Below are 20,943 nucleotides of genomic sequence, written 5' to 3'. Positions count from 1 at the left end.
GGATGGGTAATACACAGAAGTTGTTCACGATCAGCTTGTTGACGCTGGCCATCAGTGGCTGCGCCGTCACCAGCAAGCCGATTGACCGCAGCGTCAGTGAACAAAGGGCACAGCATGATCTGACGATGATGTTCAAGGATCAGGAGCCGCTCAATGGTCCGCTGACCTTGCATGAGGCCATGGCTCGTGCGGTGAAGTACAACCTCGAGGCGCGCCTGAAGGTCATGGAAGAGGCCATGGCGCAGCGCCAGGTCGACCTGGCCACCTTCGACATGCTGCCACGCATGGCTCTGTCGGCTGGCTACGCAGGGCGCAGCAACATCAGTGCCTCCAGCAGCGAGAGCATCCGCACCGGCACCCAATCGCTGGAGCCCTCCACCTCGCAGGATCGTGACCGCGACGTCGCCGACCTGACCATGGTGTGGAACGTGCTCGACTTCGGCGTCAGCTACGTCAGCGCCAAGCAACAGGGCGACCAGCGCCTGATCGTGCAGGAACGCCGGCGCAAGGTGCTGCACACCATCATTCAGGATGTGCGCTCGGCCTATTGGCGCGCAGTGGCAGCCGACCGCCTGCTGACCCAGATCGACAGTCTGATGAACCGGGTCGCCCAGGCCCGTGACAACAGCCAGCACCTCAGCGAACAGCGCATCGGCGACCCGATCCAGGCACTGAGCTACCAGCGCGCGCTGATCGAGGCCACCCGGCAACTGGAAGAACAGCGCCGCGCGTTGTCCCTGGCCAAGACCGAACTGGCGACCCTGATCAACCTGCCCCTGGGCACCGATGTCGAACTGGCGCCCGATGGCGGCTATCAGATGCCGGAACTCAAGGTCGAGCTCAGCCAGCTCGAACAAGAAGCCCTGGCCAGCCGTCCGGAACTGCGCGAGCAGGACTATCAGGCGCGCATCAGCGCCGCCGAAACCCGCAAGGCCATGCTGCGCCTGCTGCCTGGCCTGGAGTTCTCGGCTGGCGGTCATTACGACAGCAACTCCTTCCTGGTCAACCAGAGCTGGGCCGACTACGGCGTGAAGGTCACCTGGAACCTGTTCAACGTGCTTTCCGCGCCAGCCGCCATCGACGTGGCCAAGGCCGGCCAGGAAGTCGCCGACGCGCGCCGCCAGGCCATGTCCATGGCCATTCTGGCGCAACTGCACGTGGCCAATGCCAACTTCCGCGAAGCCCAGCGCCAGTTCCAGACCAGCCAGCAACTGGCCGGCCTGGACAGCCAGATCGTCGAGCAATTGCGTAACCGCTATCAGGCCCAGGGCATCGGTGAACTGGAGTTGATCCAGGGTGAGCTGAACACCCTGCAGGCCGACCTGCGCCGCGACCTGGCCTATGCCGAGCTGCGCAACAGCTACGGCCAGTTGTTCGCCAGCGTGGGCTTCGACCCGCTGCCGGAAAGCATCGCCTCCGACAGCATCGAGGACATCGCTGCCGCGCTGGCCAGCCGCGAAGCGCAGTGGCAATCAGGTCAGATGTGACCGCGACGGGCGTGTCTGCCGGTCACTGAGGCCGACAGACACGCGCCAGCCTTGGCCCTCAGCGCGGCGCCACCGGGCGTGATTTCTTCTTCCCGCCTGCACCCTTGCCGCTGCCCTTCTTCTGCTCCTGCAGCTTGGCGAAGGCCGCCGCCTTTGCCTGCTCACGCTTGTCCCAGGGTTTGCTGCCATCGCTGGCGCGCGGCGGCAGGCCGTTGTGCTGGGTGAGGATCTTGCCGCCACCGCCGACCTTCTTGCTGCCCGCCGGCGTGGAGTTCTTGCGCCGTGCGCTCTGGTACTCGTCGGTCTGCGGCTGGTAGGTGGGGATCAGGTGGTGCTTGCCGTTGCCGATCAGATCGCTGCGGCCCATGCGCTCCAGCGCCTCGCGCAGCAGCGGCCAGCCCTTCGGGTCGTGGTAGCGCAGGAAAGCCTTGTGCAAGCGGCGCTGCTGCTCGCTCTTGACGATGGTCACGCCGTCGCTCTTGTAGGTGACCTTGCGCAGCGGGTTCTTGCCCGAGTGATACATGGCCGTGGCCGTGGCCATCGGCGAGGGATAGAAGGCCTGCACCTGGTCGGCACGGAAGCCATTGCGCTTGAGCCACAGAGCGAGGTTCATCATGTCTTCGTCGGTGGTGCCGGGGTGCGCGGCGATGAAGTAGGGGATCAGGTACTGCTCCTTGCCCGCCTCCTTCGAGTACTTCTCGAACATCTGCTTGAAGCGGTCGTAGCTGCCGATGCCCGGCTTCATCATCTTGTCCAGCGGGCCACGCTCGGTGTGCTCCGGGGCGATCTTGAGGTAACCGCCGACGTGATGGGTGACCAGTTCCTTGACGTACTCCGGCGACTCCACGGCCAGGTCATAGCGCAGACCGGAGGCGATCAGGATTTTCTTCACGCCCGGCAGGGCACGCGCCTTGCGGTACAGCTCGATCAAGGACGAGTGATCGGTATTGAGGTTCTCGCAGATGCCGGGGAATACGCAGGACGGCTTGCGGCAGTGCCGCTCGATTTCCGGATCCTTGCAGGCGATGCGATACATGTTGGCGGTCGGCCCACCGAGGTCGGAGACCACGCCGGTGAAGCCCGGCACCTTGTCGCGCATCTCCTCGATCTCGCGGATGATCGAGTCGTGCGAGCGGTTCTGGATGATCCGCCCTTCGTGCTCGGTGATCGAGCAGAAGGTGCAGCCGCCGAAGCAGCCACGCATGATGTTCACCGAGAAGCGGATCATCTCGTAGGCCGGAATCTTCTCCTTGCCGTAGGCCGGGTGCGGCACCCGTGCGTAGGGCATGCCGAACACGTAGTCCATTTCCTCGGTGGTCATGGGAATGGGGGGCGGGTTCAGCCAGATGTCCATGTCGCCATGTTTCTGCACCAGCGCGCGGGCGTTGCCCGGGTTGGTTTCCAGATGCAGCACGCGGTTGGCGTGGGCGTAGAGCACCGGGTCGTTGCGCACCTTCTCGAAGGACGGCAGGCGGATCACCGTCTTGTCGCGGGTCATGCGCGGGCTTTCGAGTATCTGCACGACCTTGGCTTCGTTGGGGTCTTCGACCTCGCCTTTGGCCTGTTCGATGGCGCAGGCCTCGGTGTCCTGGGTGTTCACATAAGGGTTGATGATCTTGTCGACGCGGCCGGGGCGGTCGATGCGGGTGGAGTCCACCTCGAACCAGCCCGCGGGCGTATCGCGGCGAATGAAGGCCGTGCCGCGCACGTCGCTGATGGTCTCGATCTGCTCGCCACGGGACAGGCGCTGGGCGATCTCCACCACGGCGCGCTCGGCGTTGCCGTACAGCAGGATGTCGGCGGTGGCGTCCATCAGGATCGAGCGACGCACCTTGTCCTGCCAGTAGTCGTAATGCGCGATGCGGCGCAGCGACGCCTCGATGCCACCGAGCACTACCGGCACATGGCTGAAGGCCTCCTTGCAGCGCTGGCTGTAGACCAGGCTGGCGCGATCCGGGCGCTTGCCGGCGAGGCCACCTGGGGTATAGGCGTCGTCGCTGCGAATCTTCTTGTCCGCGGTGTAGCGGTTGATCATCGAGTCCATGTTGCCCGCCGCCACGCCGAAGAACAGGTTCGGCTCGCCGAGTTTCATGAAGTCGTCTTTGCTGCGCCAGTCCGGCTGGCTGATGATGCCGACGCGAAAGCCCTGGGCCTCAAGCAGACGGCCGATGATGGCCATGCCGAACGACGGGTGATCCACATAGGCATCGCCGGTGACGATGATGATGTCGCAACTGTCCCAGCCGAGCTGATCCATCTCCTCCCGGCTCATCGGCAGGAAGGGTGCGGGCCCGAAACATTCGGCCCAGTACTTGGGATAGTCGAACAGGGGCTTGGCGGCTTGCATGGACATGGAAAGTGACCGGCGTTGGCAAACGGGTAGGAAAAATCGCGGGCGCGAAAGATAGCACAAATTTTAACCAAACCCGAGCCCTCCGCTCGGGCTTTTACCTATCTGCCTCCCTCAGGCTGCCGCCCTCCCCCATCCAAAAGCGGGTGCGCGCGCCAAGGCGTCGAGCCGTTTGGGTCGTTTGGCAACACGCCGCCCAGGACGAGAAATGGCACAGCGCGCAAGTTTGACGCTGCCGAACTTTGGATCAATGGCCGCGCCTGGCCATCGACTGAAAACTCCTCCGTCGCGCAGATCTCTCCAATCCCGTTGCGTGATTGGAGCCGACCTGAGAGATGCAGGCCCACCCAGCAGTTAGAGGAAACACCTGCCCAGACAAATGACAACGTCCATTGAGGGACACACCATGCTTGTACCTGCCGAAAAACTTAGCAGCCGCTATGTACCCCTGCAGCGCCTGAGCCCTGCCGATATCCAGCAGATGTACGCTGTCTTCTCGCAGTACTACCAGAACACCACGCAGCAGACCTTCCTCGACGACCTCTCGCGCAAGAGCGGCGTGATCCTCGCACGCACCCGCAAGAGCAAGCGTATCGTCGGCTTTTCGACCCTCACTCACTTCGACATCAACGTAGATGGCAAACGCGCCCGAGGGCTGTTCAGCGGTGACACCATAGTCGAGCCGGCGTACTGGGGCTCTCGCTGCCTGCATGTGGCCTTCTACTCGCAACTGATACGCGCCCGCCTGCGCCATCCGCTGACCCCGCTCTACTGGCTGTTGATATCCAAGGGCTACAAGACCTATCTGCTGCTGACCCGCAACTTCTACGCCTACTACCCCGACCGCAACACGCCCGACAGCCCGCTGAAGCAGGTGGTCGCGGCCTACAGCCAACAGCTCTTTCCCGATGCCTTCGACCCGCAGCGCATGCTGCTGGACTTCGGCGAAGGCGCACAGCACCTGAAGGAGGAAGTCGCCAGCATTACCCCAGAGCTGTGCGAACAAGACGCCGACATCGCCTACTTCGAGCAACGCAACCCGTCCTGGCGGCGCGGCACCGAGCTGCCCTGTGCCGGTGAAGTGTCCTACTCCGCCCTGCTGCGCTATTGCTCGCGCCTGGCGCTGAAGCTGCTGCGCCGCAATCTGAATTGGCGAGCGACCACAACTGCCGCGCAGCCCTCGGCACAAGCCAGCGTCATCCAGGACGGCTCGGCCGAGCTGAGCCAATGAGCGCAGTGATCGCCAGCCGTTGCGGCCACGGCCTGCTCAAGGCCTTCATGCAAGGCGGGCTGCAGCGCTTCGAGCGTCAGGCACATGACCTCGAAGCCGTGCAGCGCCGCCTGCTGCGCGACTGGAGCCAGCGCTTCGTACGCTCCCCGCGCGGCCGCAATAGCGGCATTCGACCCGATGACAGCTGGGAGCAGATAACCGCACGCCTGCCCGGCAGCCATTACCGCGACTATCAGGACGACCTCGAGCGGCAACGCCGGGACAACCAGCAACGCCTGATCGACAGCCCCATCAGCCGCTATCAGCCCACCAGCGGCTCCACCTCGGCGATCAAGTGGATCCCCTACACCCGGACCTTTCTCGGCGAACTCGACCAGGCGATCAGCCCCTGGATCGGCGACCTCTACCGGCAATACCCGCAGATCGCCCAGGGCAGCCACTACTGGTCACTGTCATGGATTCCCAGTGCGCTGCGCGAAAGCAGCAGCGCCGACCTCAACGACGACATGCAGTTGATGTCGCTGGGCAAACGCCTGATCGCCGGCCTGACCCAGACCGCGCCACCCGGCATCGCCCTGGCCGGCAGCGCCGACGACTCGCTGTTCGCCACCCTGGCCTACCTGGTCGCCGATACGCGCCTGAGCGTCATGTCGATCTGGAGCCCCACCTTCGGCCTTGGTCTGCTGGAACAACTGGGCCAGTGCCGCGAAGAACTGGCCGAGGTGCTCAGCCGCGGCCATTGGGGCCAGCGCAGCGCCGCCATGGCCGCGCTGCGCTGCCCACGCTCGACAGCCGCTGCTCAGCGCCTGCGCGCCTGGGATGGCCAGGCCGATCCAGCCTTCTTCACCGAACTCTGGCCACAACTGGCGCTGGTCAGCGCCTGGGATACCGCCGCCGCCGCGCCCTGGGCCCAGCGCCTGCGCCAGCTCCTGCCGCAGGCGGGCTTCCAAGGTAAAGGACTGTGGGCCACGGAAGGCGTGGTCACCTTCCCGTTTCGTGGCTGCTACCCACTGGCCTACCGCAGCCATGTCTACGAATTCGAGGATCTCGACAGCGGCAAGATCCTGCCACCCTGGGCCCTGCGTCAGGGCCAGCAGGTGATGCCGCTGCTGACCACCGGCAGTGGCTTCGCTCGCTACCGGATGAACGACATCCTCGAGGTCAGCGGCCACTGGTGCACGCTGCCCTGCTTCCGTTTCCTCGGGCGCAACGATGGCGTCGATCTGGTCGGTGAGAAGATCAGTGCGACCCTGGCGCAAACCGTACTCGACCGCCTCGACTATGCCGGCCTGCTGCCGATCACCCTGCTGGCCCTGGATGACAGCGGTGATGCTCGTCCCGGCTATGTGCTGCTGCTCGAAAGCAACATCGAGCCGCACTCGCCCGCCCTGCAGAACCTGGCCCAGCAGTTGGAAAGCGCCTTGCTCGACAACTTCCACTACCGCCTGGCCCGTGACCTCGGCCAGCTCGCTGCGGCACGCTGCATCGCCCAGCCACAGATGCGCCAGCTGTACCTGGAACAGGCGCGGGCGCGCGGCATGCTGGAAGGCAACATCAAGCTCGAAGCCCTGCGCCACTGGCCCGGCGAACTGCCCGCCAGCCTGCGCCCACTGTTGCAGGTGAGCTGATGGCGAACGATCACGAGATTCTGGTACGCCCGGCCCGGCCCGATGACAATGCGGCGCTGCTCGACCTGCTGCGACGCACGCCGCAGATGGGCAGCGTGACCCTGACCTTCGAGCGCGCGCCGGATTTCTTCAGTGGCGCCCAGGTGGCCTGCGAAGCGCCACAGGTGCTGGTCGCCGAGCACCAAGAACGCCCAGGCCGCTTGCTCGGCATGGTAGATATCGGCCAGCGTCAGCAGTACATCAATGGCCAACCCTGCAGGGTCGGCTACCTGCATGACCTGCGCATCGCCGCCGAAGGACGCGGCGGCCGCGTGCTGGCCGCACTGTTTCGCGCCATCGCCACGGCCATGCAGACGCCCGGCAGTTGGATGGAAGCCGTCATTCTCGAAGACAACCTGATCCCCCTGGGTATCGTTGGCCGCGGCCGCCCTGGGCTGCCCAACTTCTATCCGAACGGGCGCATCACCACCAGCCTGTTGCCCGGTCGCCAGTCCCGTCGCCACGCCGACAGCGGCCTGCAGATCCGCGCTGCGAGCGCTGCGGATGCGCAAGCCATGCAACTGCTATGGCGGCAGGCCGCCAACCGCCAGGGCTTCCCTGTCTACGAGGTCGAGGCGCTGCTGGCAGGCAGCCCGTACTACCAGGGGCTGCGCATCGAAGACTACTGGCTGGCCTGCCTCGATGGGCAGGTGGTCGGCGTGGTCGGCGTCTGGAAGCAGAAGGCCTTCAAGCAGACCCGCGTGGCCCGCTACAGCCCATGGCTGGCCGCCCTGCGCAGGCCCTACAACCTCTACAGCCGATTGTTCGGCGGCCTGCACCTGCCCGCCGTCGGCGACACCTTCGACTACCTGCACCTGCACGGGTTGAGCGTGCGCAACGACGACCCGCTGGTTTTGCAGGCGCTGCTCGAGCATCTCCTGGCCCACCAGGTACAGCCTCGGCAAAGCCTGGTGTGCGGCTTCTTCGACGATGACCCACTGGCGCAAGTCGTCAGCCGTTACCGGCGCCAGACCCTGCACAGCCGCCACTTCCTCCTCAGTTACGACCATGACCCGCGCCCGGCCCAGGCGCACGGCCCCCGCCATGTCGAAATCGCCCGCTTGTGAGAGTCGCACCACCATGACCCACGCCGAACCTGCACGCCCCCTCGCAGCCAAACCGGTCGACCTGGATTCAGGCTATGCCATGGATGCCAAGACCCTGCGCCGCCTCGCCCTGTTCGCCGCCTTCCTGCTGTGCATCGCCCTGGCTTTCGGGGCGTACTGGCTGCTGCAAGGACGCTTTCTGGAAACCACCGACAACGCCTATGTGCGCGCCGATATCGTCGAGGTCTCCAGCCAGCTTGCCGGGCGCATCACCCGCGTCGAGGCGCAGGACAACCAATGGGTCGAGGCCGGTGACGTGCTGGCCCGCCTCGACGACGCCGATTACGTCTATCAGGAGCAGCGCATCCAGACGCAGATCAACGACCTGCAGGTTCAGTTGCACAGCCTGTCCAATCAGCAGGCGCAGCAACAGGCGCGAATCGAGGCGCAGGCCGCCGAGGTTCAGGCCGGCGGCGCCGAACTCGGCCGCCAGCAGGACAATCTCGAACGCCTACGCGCCCTGCGCCGCAACGGCTTCGTCTCGGAGGAGCAGTTTTCCAGCCTCAGCGCCAATGTCGCAGTAGCCCGCGCCAACGTCGACAAGGCCAAGGCCGGGCTGAAGGCTTATCGCCTGGAGCTCGACCAGCTCGACAATCGCCGCCAGCAACTGCAGAACCAGCTCGACGGCGCCCACAACGACCTGGCCCAGGCACGCCTGAACCTGGCCCGCACGCAGATAGTCGCGCCGATCGCCGGACGGGTCGGCAACCGCTCGCTGCGCGAGGGGCAGTACGTGCGTCCGGGCGAGGCGCTGCTCGCCCTGGTGCCACGCGAGCTCTGGGTGCAGGCCAACTTCAAGGAAACCCAGGTCGCGCGCATGCATCCACAGCAAAAGGTCGAGCTGCGTTTCGACGCCCTACCCGACCTGCGCCTGCAAGGCACCCTCGATAGCCTGTACCCGGCCACGGGCGCTGAATTCAGCCTGCTGCCGCCGGACAACGCCACCGGCAACTTCACCAAGGTGATCCAGCGCGTGCCGGTGAAGATCCGCCTGCCGCAAAACATTCCCGAACTGGAGCGCATACGCCCCGGCATGTCGGTCATCGCCACGGTGGACAGCCGTGACTGAGCAAGCGCTGGCGCAACGCGAGCCCAGCCTGCGCGATTGGATCGCCGTGCTCAGCGCGATGCTCGGGGCCTTCATGGCGGTCATCGACATCCTCATCACCAACGCCTCGCTCAAGGAGATTCAGGCCGCCCTCGGTGCCACCATCAGCGAAGGCTCGTGGATTTCCACCTCTTATCTGGTCGGTGAGATCATCATCATCCCGCTGACCGTCTGGCTGATCAGCCTGCTTGGCGCACGGCGCCTGACCGTCTGGTTGTCGATCGGCTTCATCAGCGCCTCACTGCTCTGCTCGCACGCCTGGTCGCTGCACAGCATGATCGCCTTTCGCGCCATGCAAGGGCTGTGTGGCGGCGCCTTCATCCCGCTGGCCTTCAGCATGGTGCTGACCCACCTGCCACCCCATCGCCGCCCGATCGGCATGGCGCTGTTCGCCGTCACCGCCACCTTCGCCCCGGCCATCGGCCCGTCCATCGGCGGCTGGCTGACGGAGCACCTGGGCTGGCAATACCTGTTCTACATCAACCTGCCACCGGGCCTGCTGATGATCTGCGGGCTGCTCTACGGCCTGGAGAAACGCGCCATCGACTGGCGGCAGATACGCCGTGCCGACTACGCCGGGATCTGCAGCATGGCACTCGGCCTGGGCTGCTTGCAGGTATTTCTCGAGGAGGGTTATCGCAGCGACTGGTTCAGCTCAAGGTTGATCGTGGTGCTGGCACTGATCGCCTTCGTCAGCCTGGGCTGCTTTCTCATCATCCAGCTCTCGCGCCAGCATCCGCTGCTCAACCTGCGCATACTCAAGGATCGTAACTTCGCCCTCAGTTGCATCGCAGCCGTGGGCCTGGGCATCGGCCTGTATGGTTCGATCTACGCGCTGCCGCTGTATCTGTCGCAGATTCAGAATTACAGCCCGCTGCAGATCGGCGAACTGATCATGTGGATGGGCCTGCCGCAACTGGCGCTGATCCCCTTCGTACCGCTGCTGATGCGCTTCATCGACCCACGCCTGCTGTGCGCCATTGGCTTCATGCTGTTCGGCTATGCCAGCTTCATCAGCGGCTCGCTCAACCCCGACCTGTCGGGCCCGCAGCTCCTGCATATCCAACTGATCCGCGCCGTCGGCCAGCCGCTGATTCTGATCACCTCGTCGCTGATCGCCACCAGCTACCTCGAACACAAGGACTCGGGCGACGCCTCGGCGCTGTTCAACATCCTGCGCAATCTCAGCGGCGCGATCTTCATCGCCCTGCTGATGACCATGCTGCAGAACGACACCAACCGCAATTACCAGTACCTCGGCGAATCGCTCAGCAACCTCAACCCCCAGGCACTGGAGCGACTCGAATGGCTCACGGAAAAGCTTGGCAGTTCGCAGCGCGCCCTCGCCGTGCTCAGCCAGGAAATCCGCGAGCAAGCCTCGATCCTCGCCTACAACGAGGCCTTCCATATCATGGGCTGCGCGCTGGTGATCAGCGTGGTGGCGATCCTCTCCACCCGCCGCCTGCCGCCCGGCCTGAAGCCTGGAGAGATCCATTGAAACAAAGCAGAGGCAATGGCGATCTGCAGCCGCCACCAAGCTTGTGATCACAGTCACGCTTGTGGCTTACTCGACGCGACAAAGCATCGGCAGCGACAGCCGGGTTCACGGAGTGCGTTTAGTGCAGCGATTAGTCTTCTCGATCGTCCTGCTGCTCGGCCTGGTGGCCGCTGCGTACGCAGCTCCCGCCGTGCTGGACGACAATAGCAGCGGCCGGTCGCTGAACGGGTACGTCCAACTGCTGGAAGATGTCGGTGGCCAGCTGAGCATCGCCGACATGGCCGATCCCGCGGTGCAGAGCGGCTTCCAGCCGGGCAATGGTCGCGCCAGCGTCGGCCAGAGCCTGAACCCCTGGTGGATCAAACTCAGCCTGCAACGCGAGACGGCGGCACCCTCGCGCTGGGTACTGGAAGTCGGCTCGGTCACCCAGCTCGACCTGCAGCTCTATCAGGCCGATGGCCAGGGCGGCTGGCACCAGCGCCAGGCCGGCGAACGGGTGGCCTTCAGCGAGAGTCGTGACCACCCTTACCGTCGCATGGTGTTCGATCTACCCGATATCGGCGAACAACCGAGCACCTTCTACCTGCGCGCTTTCGACCCCGCCGGCAACTCCTTCCCGCTGCGCATCTGGCAACTCGATGACCTCACGCAACTGGCCGTGCGCGAGAATCTGGGGCTTGGCGCCATCTACGGGGTGGTCTTCGCGCTGTTGCTGTACAACCTGTTCATCCTCATCTCGCTACGCGACAAGGCGTACTTCTGGTATGTGCTGACCACCGCCTTCGCCCTGCTGTTCATCATGAGCATGACCGGCCATGGCGCGCAGTACCTGTGGCCGAACCATCCGGTGCCGGCCTGGCTCGACCGCATCACCCTGCCCTCGCTCTGGGGGCTGTGCGCCAGTCGCTTCACCCAGACCCTGCTGCAGACGCGCATTCACGTGCGCTGGGCGCACCACCTGCTGAACATGGCCTGCGTGGTCTACCTCATCGCCATTGCCCTGACCTCGTTCGAGCAGCGCTACCTGGCTGCCTGGGCCATCGCCCTGCTGTCGCTGACCAGCATCCCTGCGGCACTCGGCAGTGCCATGATTCGCTGGCGCCAGGGCTTCTTCCCGGCACAACTGTATCTCTATGGCTATGGCCTGGTGCTCGGTGGCGTGGCCATTCTGCTGCTGCGCAGCACCGGCGTGCTGCAACCGGCCGAATGGAATGCCTATGTGTTCCCACTGGCGGTGGCTGCCGAATCGATCCTGTTCTCCTTCGCCCTCGCCTATCGCATCCAGATCCTCAAGCAGGAACGGGCCGAAGCCCTGCAGCAGGCCGACCGCGAGAAGACCGCCCGCCTGGCTCAGTTGCAGGCCAGCGCAGAAGAGCTGCAGAACGCCGTGACCGAGCGCACCGCCGAACTGGCGGCGACCAATGCCCAGTTGCGCGAACGTGAGCGCGAGCTGCAGCATGCGGCCTTTCATGATCCGCTGACCGAACTGCCCAACCGTCGCTACCTGGTGGAACGCTGCGAATCGGCCCTGGCCCATGCCGAGCGGCACCAGGAGAGCGTCGCGCTGCTGCTGATCGACCTGGATCATTTCAAGCCGATCAATGACCGTTTCGGCCACGCCGCTGGCGACCTGATGCTGCAGGTGATTGCCAAGCGCCTGCGCGAACATGTGCGCGCAGGCGATGCGGTGGCGCGCCTGGGTGGCGACGAGTTCGCCGCGCTGATCTGCGGCAACGACGCCGAGAACCAGGCCCGGGAGATCGCCCAGCGGCTGCTGGCAGAGCTGTCCGAGCCGGTGCATTACGGTGCCGAACGTCTGCGCGTGACCATCAGCATCGGCGGCGCCCTCTACCCGCGCCACGCAAAGAACTTCACGGGCCTGTACAAGGCCGCCGATCAGGCGCTGTATCGGGTCAAGGAGCTGGGCCGTTCGGGCTCGCGCATCTATGGCGACGATGGCGAACTCAGCGAGCAGGCCTGCTTGCAGCTCGATGTGCTCAAGGTGCCCAGCGGCCTGGCCTAGGAGTGCATCAGGACTACATCAACTCAACCGATATAGCGCCGGGGCACGCGTGCGGTGACCTTGGTCAGCAACTCGTAGCCGATGCTGCCGCAGGCGGCTGCCACCTCATCCACCGGCAGATTCGCGCCCCATAGCTCCACTGGCGAGTCGATGCCGGCTTCGCTCAGCTCGGTGATATCCACGGCCAGCATGTCCATCGACACCCTACCCGCCAGTGGCGCACGCTGCCCCTCGACCAGCACCGGCGTCCCGCTCGGCGCATGGCGTGGATAACCATCGGCATAGCCGCAACTGACCGTGGCGATGCGCGATGGCCGCTCGGCGATCCAGACGGCGCCATAACCGACGCTCTCCCCCACTGCCACCTCACGCACGGCAATGACCCGCGCCGCCAGGGTCATGGCTGGCCTGAGGCCGAGATCATGGGCGCTGAGGTCAGCGAAGGGGGTGGCCCCATAGAGCATGATGCCGGGGCGCAGCCAATCCATGTGCGCGGCGGGAATGGTCAGCACCGCCGCCGAATTGGCCAAGGAGCGGTGGTTGAAATCCAGATCCAGCAGATCGAGAAAACGCTCGACCTGCAATTCGGTGAGTGGATGGCCGCGCTCGTCAGCGCAGGCGAAATGGCTGAGCAGGTTGAGTTCGGCCACTTGGTCAGCGTCCTGCAGACAGGCATGCCACAGACGCAGCTCGGTGGCCTCGAAGCCCAGACGATGCATGCCAGAGTCCAGCTTGAGCCAGACGTTGAGCGGACGCGCCAGTTCACTGGCGATCAGCGCCCGAGCCTGCGCCGCGCTTTGCACCACCAGATCCAGACCGAGCTGCGCGGCGATGGCGTATTCGCTGGCCTCGAAGCAGCCCTCGAGCAGCAGGATGCGCGCCTCGCCCTGCATCGCCCGCACCTCGGCCGCCTCCTCCAGGCTGGCCACGGCGAAACCGTCGGCGACATCCTGCAGTGCCGTCACCACCTCCCGCACGCCATGCCCATAGGCATTGGCCTTGACCACCGCAAAGGCCTGCCGCCCCGGCGCGCAGCGCTTGGCAGCGGCGTAATTGTGAGCAACGGCGGAAAGGTCGACGATGGCGGCAAGCGGGCGCATGGGGAAAAGCCTGAACGAAAAACGGGTGCCCATCTTAACCGCTGGGCACCCGTTTTTATTGAGCAGGATCAGCTGCAAGCTGCAAGCATCTGGCCCGCGACCAAAATCGGCAAACACGCCGTATCGCTTTTGGCTCTTACTTGAGGCTTGAAGCTTGCAGCTTGCAGCCGCTGTTATTCATCCTCGAACTGATAGCTACCCGGCGCCAGGTTCTCGAAGCGCGAATACTTGCCGAGGAAGGCCAGGCGCGCAGTGCCCAGCGGGCCGTTACGCTGCTTGCCGATGATGATTTCGGCCACGCCCTTGTATTCGGTTTCCGGGTGATACACCTCATCGCGGTAGACGAACAGGATGATGTCGGCGTCCTGCTCGATCGCCCCGGATTCACGCAAGTCGGAGTTGATCGGGCGCTTGTTGGGGCGCTGTTCCAGACCACGGTTGAGCTGCGACAGGGCGATAACCGGGCAGTTGAACTCCTTGGCCAGGGCCTTGAGCGAGCGCGAGATTTCGGAAATCTCGTTGACCCGGCTGTCGCCGCTGGAACCGGGAATCTGCATGAGCTGCAGGTAGTCGACCATGATCAGGCCGATCTCACCATGCTCGCGGGCCAGGCGCCGGGTACGCGCACGCATTTCACTGGGGGAGATACCGGCGGTGTCGTCGATGAACAGCTTGCGGTCATTGAGCAGGTTCACCGCGCTGGTCAGGCGCGGCCAGTCATCGTCGTCGAGCTGGCCGGCACGCACCTTGGTCTGGTCGATGCGCCCCAACGAGGCGAGCATACGAATCACGATGGATTCCGAAGGCATCTCCAGCGAGTAGACGAGAATCGTCTTGTCGCTGCGCATCAGGGCGTTTTCCACCAGGTTCATGGCGAAGGTGGTCTTACCCATCGACGGACGTCCCGCGACGATGATCATGTCGGCCGGCTGCAGACCACTGGTCAGGTTGTCCAGATCATCGAAACCGGTGGACAGACCGGTAATCGCATCACCGTTGTTGAATAACTCGTCGATGCGGTCGATGGCCTTGACCAGAATGTCGTTGATGCCCACCGGGCCACCGGTCTTCGGCCGATCCTCGGCGATCTCGAAGATCTTGCGCTCGGCCTCGTCGAGAATCTCCTCGCCGGTACGCCCCTCCGGCGCATAGGCGCTGTCGGCGATCTCGTTGCTGATGCTGATCAGTTGGCGCAGGGTGGCGCGCTCACGAATGATCTGCGCATAGGCCTTGATGTTGGCCACCGATGGCGTGTTCTTCGCCAGTTCGCCCAGATAGGCCAGGCCGCCGACCTGAGAAAGCTGCCCCTCCTTGTCCAGTTGCTCGGAGAGGGTCACCACGTCGAACGGGTGGTTACGCTCGGCCAGCTTGTAGATGGCGCGGAAGATCAGGCGATGGTCGTGGCGGTAGAAATCACCATCGGACACCGCATCGAGCACACGCTCCCAGGCGTTGTTGTCCAGCATCAAGCCACCCAGCACCGCCTGCTCCGCCTCGATGGAGTGCGGCGGCACTTTCAAGGCAGCGGTCTGCAGATCGTATTGCTCGGGAATGCTGATGTCGTTCATAGGCTCGGGGCGGAAAAATAAGGCGGTAGAAAAACAACGGGCACGTCACCGCTTGCGCAATGACGTGCCCGATTTTGGCAGACCCGCACCTGAGCGCAAGGGCTGCCATGACCACTACTGATTAAGCAGCGACCACGATCACTTTTACAGTGGCTTCGACGTCGGTGTGCAGGTGCAGCGCAACGTCGTACTCGCCGACCTGACGGATGGTACCGTTGGGCAGGCGAACTTCGGCCTTGGCCACTTCCACGCCGGAGGCGGTCAGGGCGTCAGCGATGTCGTGGGTACCGATCGAACCGAACAGCTTGCCTTCATCGCCAGCGACGGCGGTGATGGTGACTTCCAGCTCGGCCAGTTGCGCAGCGCGAGATTCGGCGGAGGCCTTCTTCTCGGCAGCGGCTTTTTCCAGCTCGGCGCGGCGGGCCTCGAATGCAGCCACGTTCTCAGCGGTAGCAGCGGTGGCCTTGCCTTGCGGCAGCAGGTAGTTACGGCCGTAACCGGCCTTGACGTTCACTTTGTCGCCCAGGTTGCCCAGGTTGGCGATTTTTTCCAGCAGGATGACTTCCATTTGGGTCTTACCTCTTAACTTTTAACCTTCACCGTCCGTAGAGCCTGGGCCGTTCTTGCGCGCCAGGCGACCACGGAAATCAAACAGACTGTCGACGATGGCCAAGACCACCAGAAGCGGATAGATCAGCTGCATGAACAGCAAGAGCGTGATGTACATGCCCACCAGCCAGAAGCGAGCGAGCCCACCCTTGTCCACCAGGCCGTGCACCAGGGCAATCCCAGCGAACAGCAACGGCACACTGCACAGCGGCGTGAGCATGGCCGATTGCGGCCCCAGATTGGGCCCCAACAGCATGCCCGCCAGCAGCAACGACGCCTGTGGCAGCGACAGCCTCAGCTCGCGGAACTCGCGACCGAAACCGCCAGGGTTGTACAACACGGCCTGCCAGTAACGCCCGAGAATCAGGCTCAGCAAGCTGAGGATCTGCAGCAAGGCCGCCAGCAATCCGGTCAGCACCGGTGCGATCAAGGCCTCGAAGCGCTCGCGTTCGCTCACCGTCATCTGCTGGTGAGCCCCCTCGAACATGGTCGGCAGCAGCTTTTGCAGCTCACCGGCCATGGCCGCGATGGGTTCGCGGAACACCGCTCCAAGAACCAGGCCATACACCAGGCCCAGCGCCACACTGCACAGCAGTATGCGACTCCAGGACCAACTGGCGCGCAACAACAACGCCAGGCTCAGCGCACCGACCAGCACCAGCAAGGTGCGCGGCTCGCCGAAATACCACCAGGCAATTGCCGGCAGCATGGCCCAGGCCAGGATGCCCAGGGCATCGCTGGCTCCGCGCCGCAGCAGCACCAGGCTGCCGGCGGCGGCACTCAACCAGAACAACAGCGGCATCGCTGCCGATCCCACCACCACGAGGGTGGCCTGCATGCGGCCGCGCATGATGTATTCAGCCAGGGCACGCATGCGATCTATTCCTTAACGCTTGTCGACTGTCCGATCTCAGCGGCCGTGGCTGTCGGTGTAGGGCAGCAGGGCCAGGAAGCGGGCGCGCTTGATAGCGGTGGCCAGCTGACGCTGATAACGAGCCTTGGTACCGGTGATACGGCTAGGAACGATCTTGCCGGTTTCCGAGATGTAGGCCTTCAGCGTGTTGAGATCTTTGAAATCGATCTCTTTCACGTCTTCAGCGGTGAAACGGCAGAATTTACGACGACGGAAGAAACGTGCCATGTGATTGGCTCCTCAATAGATCCGTGAATTACTCGTCAGCGTTGTCGCTGTCGTTGTTGTCGCTGTCATCGCTGTCGTTGCTTTCAGCGTTTTCAGGACGTTCACGACGCTCGCGGCGCTCACTGCGGTTTTCTTCGGCCTTCAGCATCTCGGACTGGCCAGTGACGGCCTCGTCGCGACGGATGACCAGGTTACGGATCACGGCGTCGTTGTAGCGGAAGTTGTCTTCCAGCTCGGCCAGGGCCTTGCCGGTGCACTCTACGTTGAGCATCACGTAGTGGGCTTTGTGGACGTTGTTGATGGCGTAAGCCAGCTGACGACGGCCCCAGTCTTCCAGGCGGTGAATCTTGCCGCCGTCTTCTTCGATCAGCTTGGTGTAACGCTCGACCATGCCGCCGACTTGCTCGCTCTGATCCGGGTGAACCAGAAAGATGATTTCGTAATGACGCATAAATGCTCCTTACGGGTTGTAGCCTGCCAACTCAGTGGTCAGGCAAGGAGTGGTTTTTTCTCGTGATGAGCTTGCCGGCCGACAGGCGCAAAAAGGCCTGCCGTCACGGCAAGGGGCGCCATTCTAGAGAAGCCCCCAGCCGCGCGCAAGGCGAATTGGTGAATATTTGAGCAATAGCTCCAAGCTCCAAGCTCCAAGCTCCAAGCTCCAAGCTCCAAGCTCCAAGCTCCAAGCTCCAAGCGAATCAGGGTAAGAGCCGGCCCGGGACGATCAAGCGTTGCGCTCTGGCCTCTACTTGCGGCTTGCAGCTTGAAGCTTGCCGCTGCTTCTCTGGCGCACCGCCTCGAACAGGCAGACGCCGGTGGCGACCGAAACGTTGAGGCTGCTGACGCTGCCGCCCATGGGCAGCTTGACCAAGTAGTCGCAGTGCTCGCGGGTCAGGCGGCGCATGCCCTTGCCTTCAGCGCCCATGACCAGCACCGTCGGGCCGGTCATGTCGAGCTGGTACAGCTCCTGCTCGGCCTCGCCGGCGGTGCCGACCACCCACAGGCCCTTCTTCTGCAATTTCTCCAGGGTGCGCGCCAGGTTGGTCACGGCCACCAAGGGGATGACCTCGGCCGCGCCACAGGCCACCTTGCGCACGGTAGCGTTGAGGGTGGCGGACTTGTCCTTGGGCACGATCACCGCCAGCGCGCCAGCGGCATCGGCGGTGCGCAGGCAGGCGCCCAGGTTATGCGGGTCGGTCACGCCATCGAGCACCAGAAGCAAGGGCACGCCCTCGCTGCGCTCGAGCAGCTCGTCGAGCATGTTCTCGCCCCAGACCTGGCTCGGGCTGACCTCGGCGACCACGCCCTGGTGCACGCCTTCGGCCCACTCGTCCAGTTCCTGACGCTCCTTGTGCCCGACCGGCACCCGGTGCTGCGCCGCCAGTTCCAGCATGGGCTGGATGCGCGGCGCCTGGCGGCTCTCGGCCAGCCACAGTTGCTTGACCCGCTTGGGATGGTGGCGCAACAGCGCCTCCACGGCGTGCACGCCGTAGACCTTTTCCAACTGACTCATCGTTTCGCCTTACGCTTGCTCGGCTTGCTGGCGGTCGTCTCGGCCTTGCCCTTGGCCGCCGGGGCTCCCTTGCGATGGCCAGAGGCCTTGCTGGACGCGCCCTTGCCGCCACTCTTCTTGGCACTGTCGAGCAGCGCCTTCTTCACCTCGCGACTCTTGTGCACGTCGGTATTGCCCATACCGCCACGACGCCCGTCGTCGCCCTTGCTCGCCTTGCCCTGGCTCAGCTCGAAGTCGATCTTGCGCTCGTCCAGATCGACGCGCATGACCTTGACCTCGACGCTGTCGCCAAGACGGAAGCTGCGGCCACTGCGCTCGCCAGAGAGACGATGATGAACCGGATCGAAGTGGTAGTAGTCCGCCGGCAACGCGGTGACGTGTACCAGGCCCTCGACATAGATGTCGCGCAGCTCGACGAAGATGCCGAAGCCGGTCACGGCAGTGATCACCCCGGCGAAGGTTTCGCCGACGCGATCCTGCATGAATTCGCACTTGAGCCAGTTGACCACGTCACGGGTCGCCTCGTCGGCACGGCGCTCGGTCATAGAGCACTGCTCACCGAGTTTTTCCAGGGCGGCCTCGTCGTAGGGATAGATGCGCGCCTTGGGCATGCTCGCCGCGCCGGCACGCTCGACGTGCTGGGTTTCACGCTTGGAGCGGATCACGCTGCGAATGGCGCGGTGCACCAGCAGGTCGGGGTAGCGACGGATCGGCGAGGTGAAGTGGGTATAGGCCTCGTAGTTGAGGCCGAAGTGCCCTTCGTTCTGCGCGCTGTACACCGCCTGGCTCAGCGAGCGCAGCATCACGGTCTGGATCAGGTGATAGTCCGGGCGCTCACGGATGCTTTCCAGCAGACGCTGGTAATCCTTGGGCGACGGGCCGTCCTTGGGCTTGCCACGTTGCAGCGACAGGCCCAGCTCACCGAGGAACTGCTTGAGCTTTTCCAGGCGCTCCGGCGGCGGGCCATCGTGCACACGGTACAGCGACGGAATGTCGTGATCCTGCATGAAGCGTGCAGTGGCCACGTTGGCCGCCAGCATGCACTCCTCGATCAGCTTGTGTGCATCGTTGCGCTGGGTCGGGCGAATCTCGTCGATCTTGCGATCACTGCCGAAGACGATGCGCGTCTCCTGCGTCTCGAAATCGATGGCACCACGCTCGTGACGCGCCGCGACCAGCACCTGATACAGCGCATAGAGCTGGTTGAGGTGCGGCAGCACCTCCTTGTACTCGCTGCGCAGGGACTTGCCCTCGCTGCTCTTGGGATCTTCCAGCATCAGGCTGACCTTGTTGTAGGTCAGGCGCGCGTGGGAGTGGATCACCGCCTCGTAGAACTTGTAGTCGACCATCTGGCCGCTCTTGGACATGGTCATTTCGCAGACCATGGCCAGGCGATCGACGTGCGGGTTGAGCGAGCACAGACCGTTGGACAGCTCCTCCGGCAGCATCGGCACGACGCGCTCGGGGAAGTACACCGAGTTGCCGCGCTCTACCGCCTCGGCGTCCAGCGCCGAACCGACCTTGACGTAGTGCGACACGTCGGCGATAGCCACGTAGAGTTTCCAGCCACCGGAGAACAGCTTCCAGCGGCTGCTGTTCTTCTCGCAGTACACGGCATCGTCGAAGTCGCGGGCGTCTTCACCATCGATGGTGACGAACGGCAGATGACGCAGGTCGATGCGCTTCTCCTTGTCCTTCTCCTCCACCTCGGGCTTGAGCTTGCGCGCTTCCTTGATCACCGCCTCGGGCCAGACATGCGGGATGTCGTAACTACGCAGCGCGACGTCGATCTCCATGCCCGGCGCCATGTAGTTGCCGATCACCTCGACGATGTCGCCCTGCGGCTGGAAGCGCTGGGTCGGCCAGTGGGTGATCTTGATCTCGACGAACTGGCCGACGCGCGCACCGGCGGTGCGACCGGGGGTGACCAGCACTTCCTGCTGGATCTTGGGGTTGTCGGCGACCACGAAGCCGATGCCGTTCTCTTCGTAATAACGGCCGACGATGCTTTCGTGGGCACGGCTGATCACCTCGACGATACCGCCTTCACGGCGACCGCGACGGTCAAGACCGGCCACACGCACCAGAGCGCGGTCGCCATCGAAGACCAGGCGCATCTGCGCCGGGCTGAGGAACAGATCGTCGCTGCCGTCGTCCGGCACGAGGAAGCCGAAGCCGTCGCGGTGGCCACTGATGCGACCGCAGATCAGATCGAGCTTGTCCACCGGCGCGTAGGTGCCGCGACGGGTATAGATGAGCTGGCCATCGCGCTCCATGGCGCGCAGGCGGCGGCGCAGCGCCTCGAGCTGGTCTTCGGTGTCGAGACCGAATTCTTCGACCAGTTGCTCGCGGCTGGCGGGCGAACCCCGTTCGGCCAGGTGGGCCAGAATCAGTTCGCGGCTAGGGATGGGGTTGTCGTATTTTTCCGCCTCGCGGGCGGCCTCGGGATCGAGGGATTGCCAATCGGCCATGTAGGAAGGATTACCTATGCTTATGTATAGAGGTGTATGCCATCTGCCTATTGAAGCGCGAAAACGTCATTCGC

At 64.1% G+C, this 20,943-nt stretch carries 16 protein-coding genes; 7 read left to right on the top strand and 9 right to left on the bottom strand.

The annotated features are described in order from the left end of the window. Positions 1–2: 2 nt before the first annotated feature. Complete coding sequence (locus tag ACSVIK_RS07935) at positions 3–1,487, top strand: TolC family protein (RefSeq protein ID WP_442443801.1); 1,485 nt, start codon at positions 3–5, stop codon at positions 1,485–1,487. A gap of 58 nt (positions 1,488–1,545) precedes the next feature. On the opposite strand, the gene ACSVIK_RS07930 is transcribed toward ACSVIK_RS07935, so the two are convergent. Further along, complete coding sequence (locus ACSVIK_RS07930; protein ID WP_442443878.1) at positions 1,546–3,834, bottom strand: YgiQ family radical SAM protein; 2,289 nt, start codon at positions 3,832–3,834, stop codon at positions 1,546–1,548. A 409-nt stretch (positions 3,835–4,243) separates the two neighbouring features. On the opposite strand from ACSVIK_RS07930, the gene ACSVIK_RS07925 reads away from it, so the two are divergent. The 6 genes from ACSVIK_RS07925 (at position 4,244) to ACSVIK_RS07900 (ending at position 12,470) form a co-directional block, all read left to right on the top strand. Then, positions 4,244–5,068 carry a hypothetical protein gene (locus ACSVIK_RS07925; RefSeq protein ID WP_442443800.1) on the top strand — a complete coding sequence of 275 codons (825 nt, stop codon included), beginning with the start codon at positions 4,244–4,246 and terminating at the stop codon, positions 5,066–5,068. After that, positions 5,065–6,696 carry a GH3 family domain-containing protein gene (locus ACSVIK_RS07920; RefSeq protein ID WP_442443799.1) on the top strand — a complete coding sequence of 544 codons (1,632 nt, stop codon included), beginning with the start codon at positions 5,065–5,067 and terminating at the stop codon, positions 6,694–6,696. The genes ACSVIK_RS07925 and ACSVIK_RS07920 overlap by 4 nt, the downstream gene beginning before the upstream one ends. Further along, positions 6,696–7,802 carry a GNAT family N-acetyltransferase gene (locus tag ACSVIK_RS07915; RefSeq protein ID WP_442443798.1) on the top strand — a complete coding sequence of 369 codons (1,107 nt, stop codon included), beginning with the start codon at positions 6,696–6,698 and terminating at the stop codon, positions 7,800–7,802. Before ACSVIK_RS07920 ends, ACSVIK_RS07915 begins: the two co-directional genes overlap by 1 nt. Positions 7,803–7,815: 13 nt before the next feature. Further along, positions 7,816–8,910, top strand: a complete 1,095-nt coding sequence (locus ACSVIK_RS07910; protein WP_442443797.1) for an HlyD family secretion protein — start codon at positions 7,816–7,818, stop codon at positions 8,908–8,910. Next, positions 8,903–10,447, top strand: coding sequence for a DHA2 family efflux MFS transporter permease subunit (locus ACSVIK_RS07905; RefSeq protein ID WP_442443796.1), 1,545 nt, complete (start codon positions 8,903–8,905; stop codon positions 10,445–10,447). Before ACSVIK_RS07910 ends, ACSVIK_RS07905 begins: the two co-directional genes overlap by 8 nt. A 121-nt stretch (positions 10,448–10,568) precedes the next feature. Further along, entirely contained in the window at positions 10,569–12,470 is a 1,902-nt protein-coding gene (locus tag ACSVIK_RS07900) for a diguanylate cyclase domain-containing protein (RefSeq protein ID WP_442443795.1), read from the top strand. A 23-nt stretch (positions 12,471–12,493) separates the two neighbouring features. On the opposite strand, the gene alr is transcribed toward ACSVIK_RS07900, so the two are convergent. From alr to rnr, 8 genes are all read right to left on the bottom strand, one after another. Then, positions 12,494–13,570, bottom strand: a complete 1,077-nt coding sequence (gene alr / locus ACSVIK_RS07895) for an alanine racemase (protein ID WP_442443794.1) — start codon at positions 13,568–13,570, stop codon at positions 12,494–12,496. 173 nt (positions 13,571–13,743) lie between these two features. Then, positions 13,744–15,138, bottom strand: coding sequence for a replicative DNA helicase (dnaB, locus tag ACSVIK_RS07890; RefSeq protein ID WP_442443793.1), 1,395 nt, complete (start codon positions 15,136–15,138; stop codon positions 13,744–13,746). Positions 15,139–15,259: 121 nt separating this feature from the next. After that, positions 15,260–15,706: a 50S ribosomal protein L9 gene (gene rplI / locus ACSVIK_RS07885; protein ID WP_442443792.1), complete on the bottom strand. Its 447-nt coding sequence runs from the start codon at positions 15,704–15,706 to the stop codon at positions 15,260–15,262. Between the two features lie 21 nt (positions 15,707–15,727). Beyond that, a complete protein-coding gene (locus tag ACSVIK_RS07880; RefSeq protein WP_442443791.1) occupies positions 15,728–16,621 on the bottom strand; it encodes a hypothetical protein in 894 nt (297 codons plus the stop codon). 36 nt (positions 16,622–16,657) lie between these two features. Next, a complete protein-coding gene (gene rpsR, locus ACSVIK_RS07875) occupies positions 16,658–16,888 on the bottom strand; it encodes a 30S ribosomal protein S18 (protein WP_003246847.1) in 231 nt (76 codons plus the stop codon). 28 nt (positions 16,889–16,916) lie between these two features. Then, on the bottom strand, positions 16,917–17,339 hold the full coding sequence (gene rpsF, locus ACSVIK_RS07870) for a 30S ribosomal protein S6 (protein WP_161864739.1): 423 nt from the start codon (positions 17,337–17,339) through the stop codon (positions 16,917–16,919). 291 nt (positions 17,340–17,630) lie between these two features. Beyond that, positions 17,631–18,398, bottom strand: a complete 768-nt coding sequence (rlmB, locus tag ACSVIK_RS07865) for a 23S rRNA (guanosine(2251)-2'-O)-methyltransferase RlmB (RefSeq protein ID WP_442443790.1) — start codon at positions 18,396–18,398, stop codon at positions 17,631–17,633. Continuing rightward, complete coding sequence (rnr, locus tag ACSVIK_RS07860; protein WP_442443789.1) at positions 18,395–20,869, bottom strand: ribonuclease R; 2,475 nt, start codon at positions 20,867–20,869, stop codon at positions 18,395–18,397. Before rnr ends, rlmB begins: the two co-directional genes overlap by 4 nt. Positions 20,870–20,943 lie beyond the last annotated feature (74 nt).

Origin of the sequence: Pseudomonas sp. NCHU5216 (genome assembly GCF_052156495.1) — a bacterium.
Lineage (GTDB): Bacteria > Pseudomonadota > Gammaproteobacteria > Pseudomonadales > Pseudomonadaceae > Aquipseudomonas.
This window is presented reverse-complemented; position numbering and strand designations above follow the sequence as displayed.

Bases quoted from the DNA above. Each gene is read 5' to 3' on its own strand.
- ACSVIK_RS07935 (WP_442443801.1), top strand. From the start codon at position 3: ATGGGTAATACACAGAAGTTGTTCACGATCAGCTTGTTGACGCTGGCC.
- ACSVIK_RS07930 (WP_442443878.1), bottom strand. From the start codon at position 3,834: ATGCAAGCCGCCAAGCCCCTGTTCGACTATCCCAAGTACTGGGCCGAA.
- ACSVIK_RS07925 (WP_442443800.1), top strand. From the start codon at position 4,244: ATGCTTGTACCTGCCGAAAAACTTAGCAGCCGCTATGTACCCCTGCAG.
- ACSVIK_RS07920 (WP_442443799.1), top strand. From the start codon at position 5,065: ATGAGCGCAGTGATCGCCAGCCGTTGCGGCCACGGCCTGCTCAAGGCC.
- ACSVIK_RS07915 (WP_442443798.1), top strand. From the start codon at position 6,696: ATGGCGAACGATCACGAGATTCTGGTACGCCCGGCCCGGCCCGATGAC.
- ACSVIK_RS07910 (WP_442443797.1), top strand. From the start codon at position 7,816: ATGACCCACGCCGAACCTGCACGCCCCCTCGCAGCCAAACCGGTCGAC.
- alr (WP_442443794.1), bottom strand. From the start codon at position 13,570: ATGCGCCCGCTTGCCGCCATCGTCGACCTTTCCGCCGTTGCTCACAAT.
- dnaB (WP_442443793.1), bottom strand. From the start codon at position 15,138: ATGAACGACATCAGCATTCCCGAGCAATACGATCTGCAGACCGCTGCC.
- rplI (WP_442443792.1), bottom strand. From the start codon at position 15,706: ATGGAAGTCATCCTGCTGGAAAAAATCGCCAACCTGGGCAACCTGGGC.
- ACSVIK_RS07880 (WP_442443791.1), bottom strand. From the start codon at position 16,621: ATGCGTGCCCTGGCTGAATACATCATGCGCGGCCGCATGCAGGCCACC.
- rpsR (WP_003246847.1), bottom strand. From the start codon at position 16,888: ATGGCACGTTTCTTCCGTCGTCGTAAATTCTGCCGTTTCACCGCTGAA.
- rpsF (WP_161864739.1), bottom strand. From the start codon at position 17,339: ATGCGTCATTACGAAATCATCTTTCTGGTTCACCCGGATCAGAGCGAG.
- rlmB (WP_442443790.1), bottom strand. From the start codon at position 18,398: ATGAGTCAGTTGGAAAAGGTCTACGGCGTGCACGCCGTGGAGGCGCTG.
- rnr (WP_442443789.1), bottom strand. From the start codon at position 20,869: ATGGCCGATTGGCAATCCCTCGATCCCGAGGCCGCCCGCGAGGCGGAA.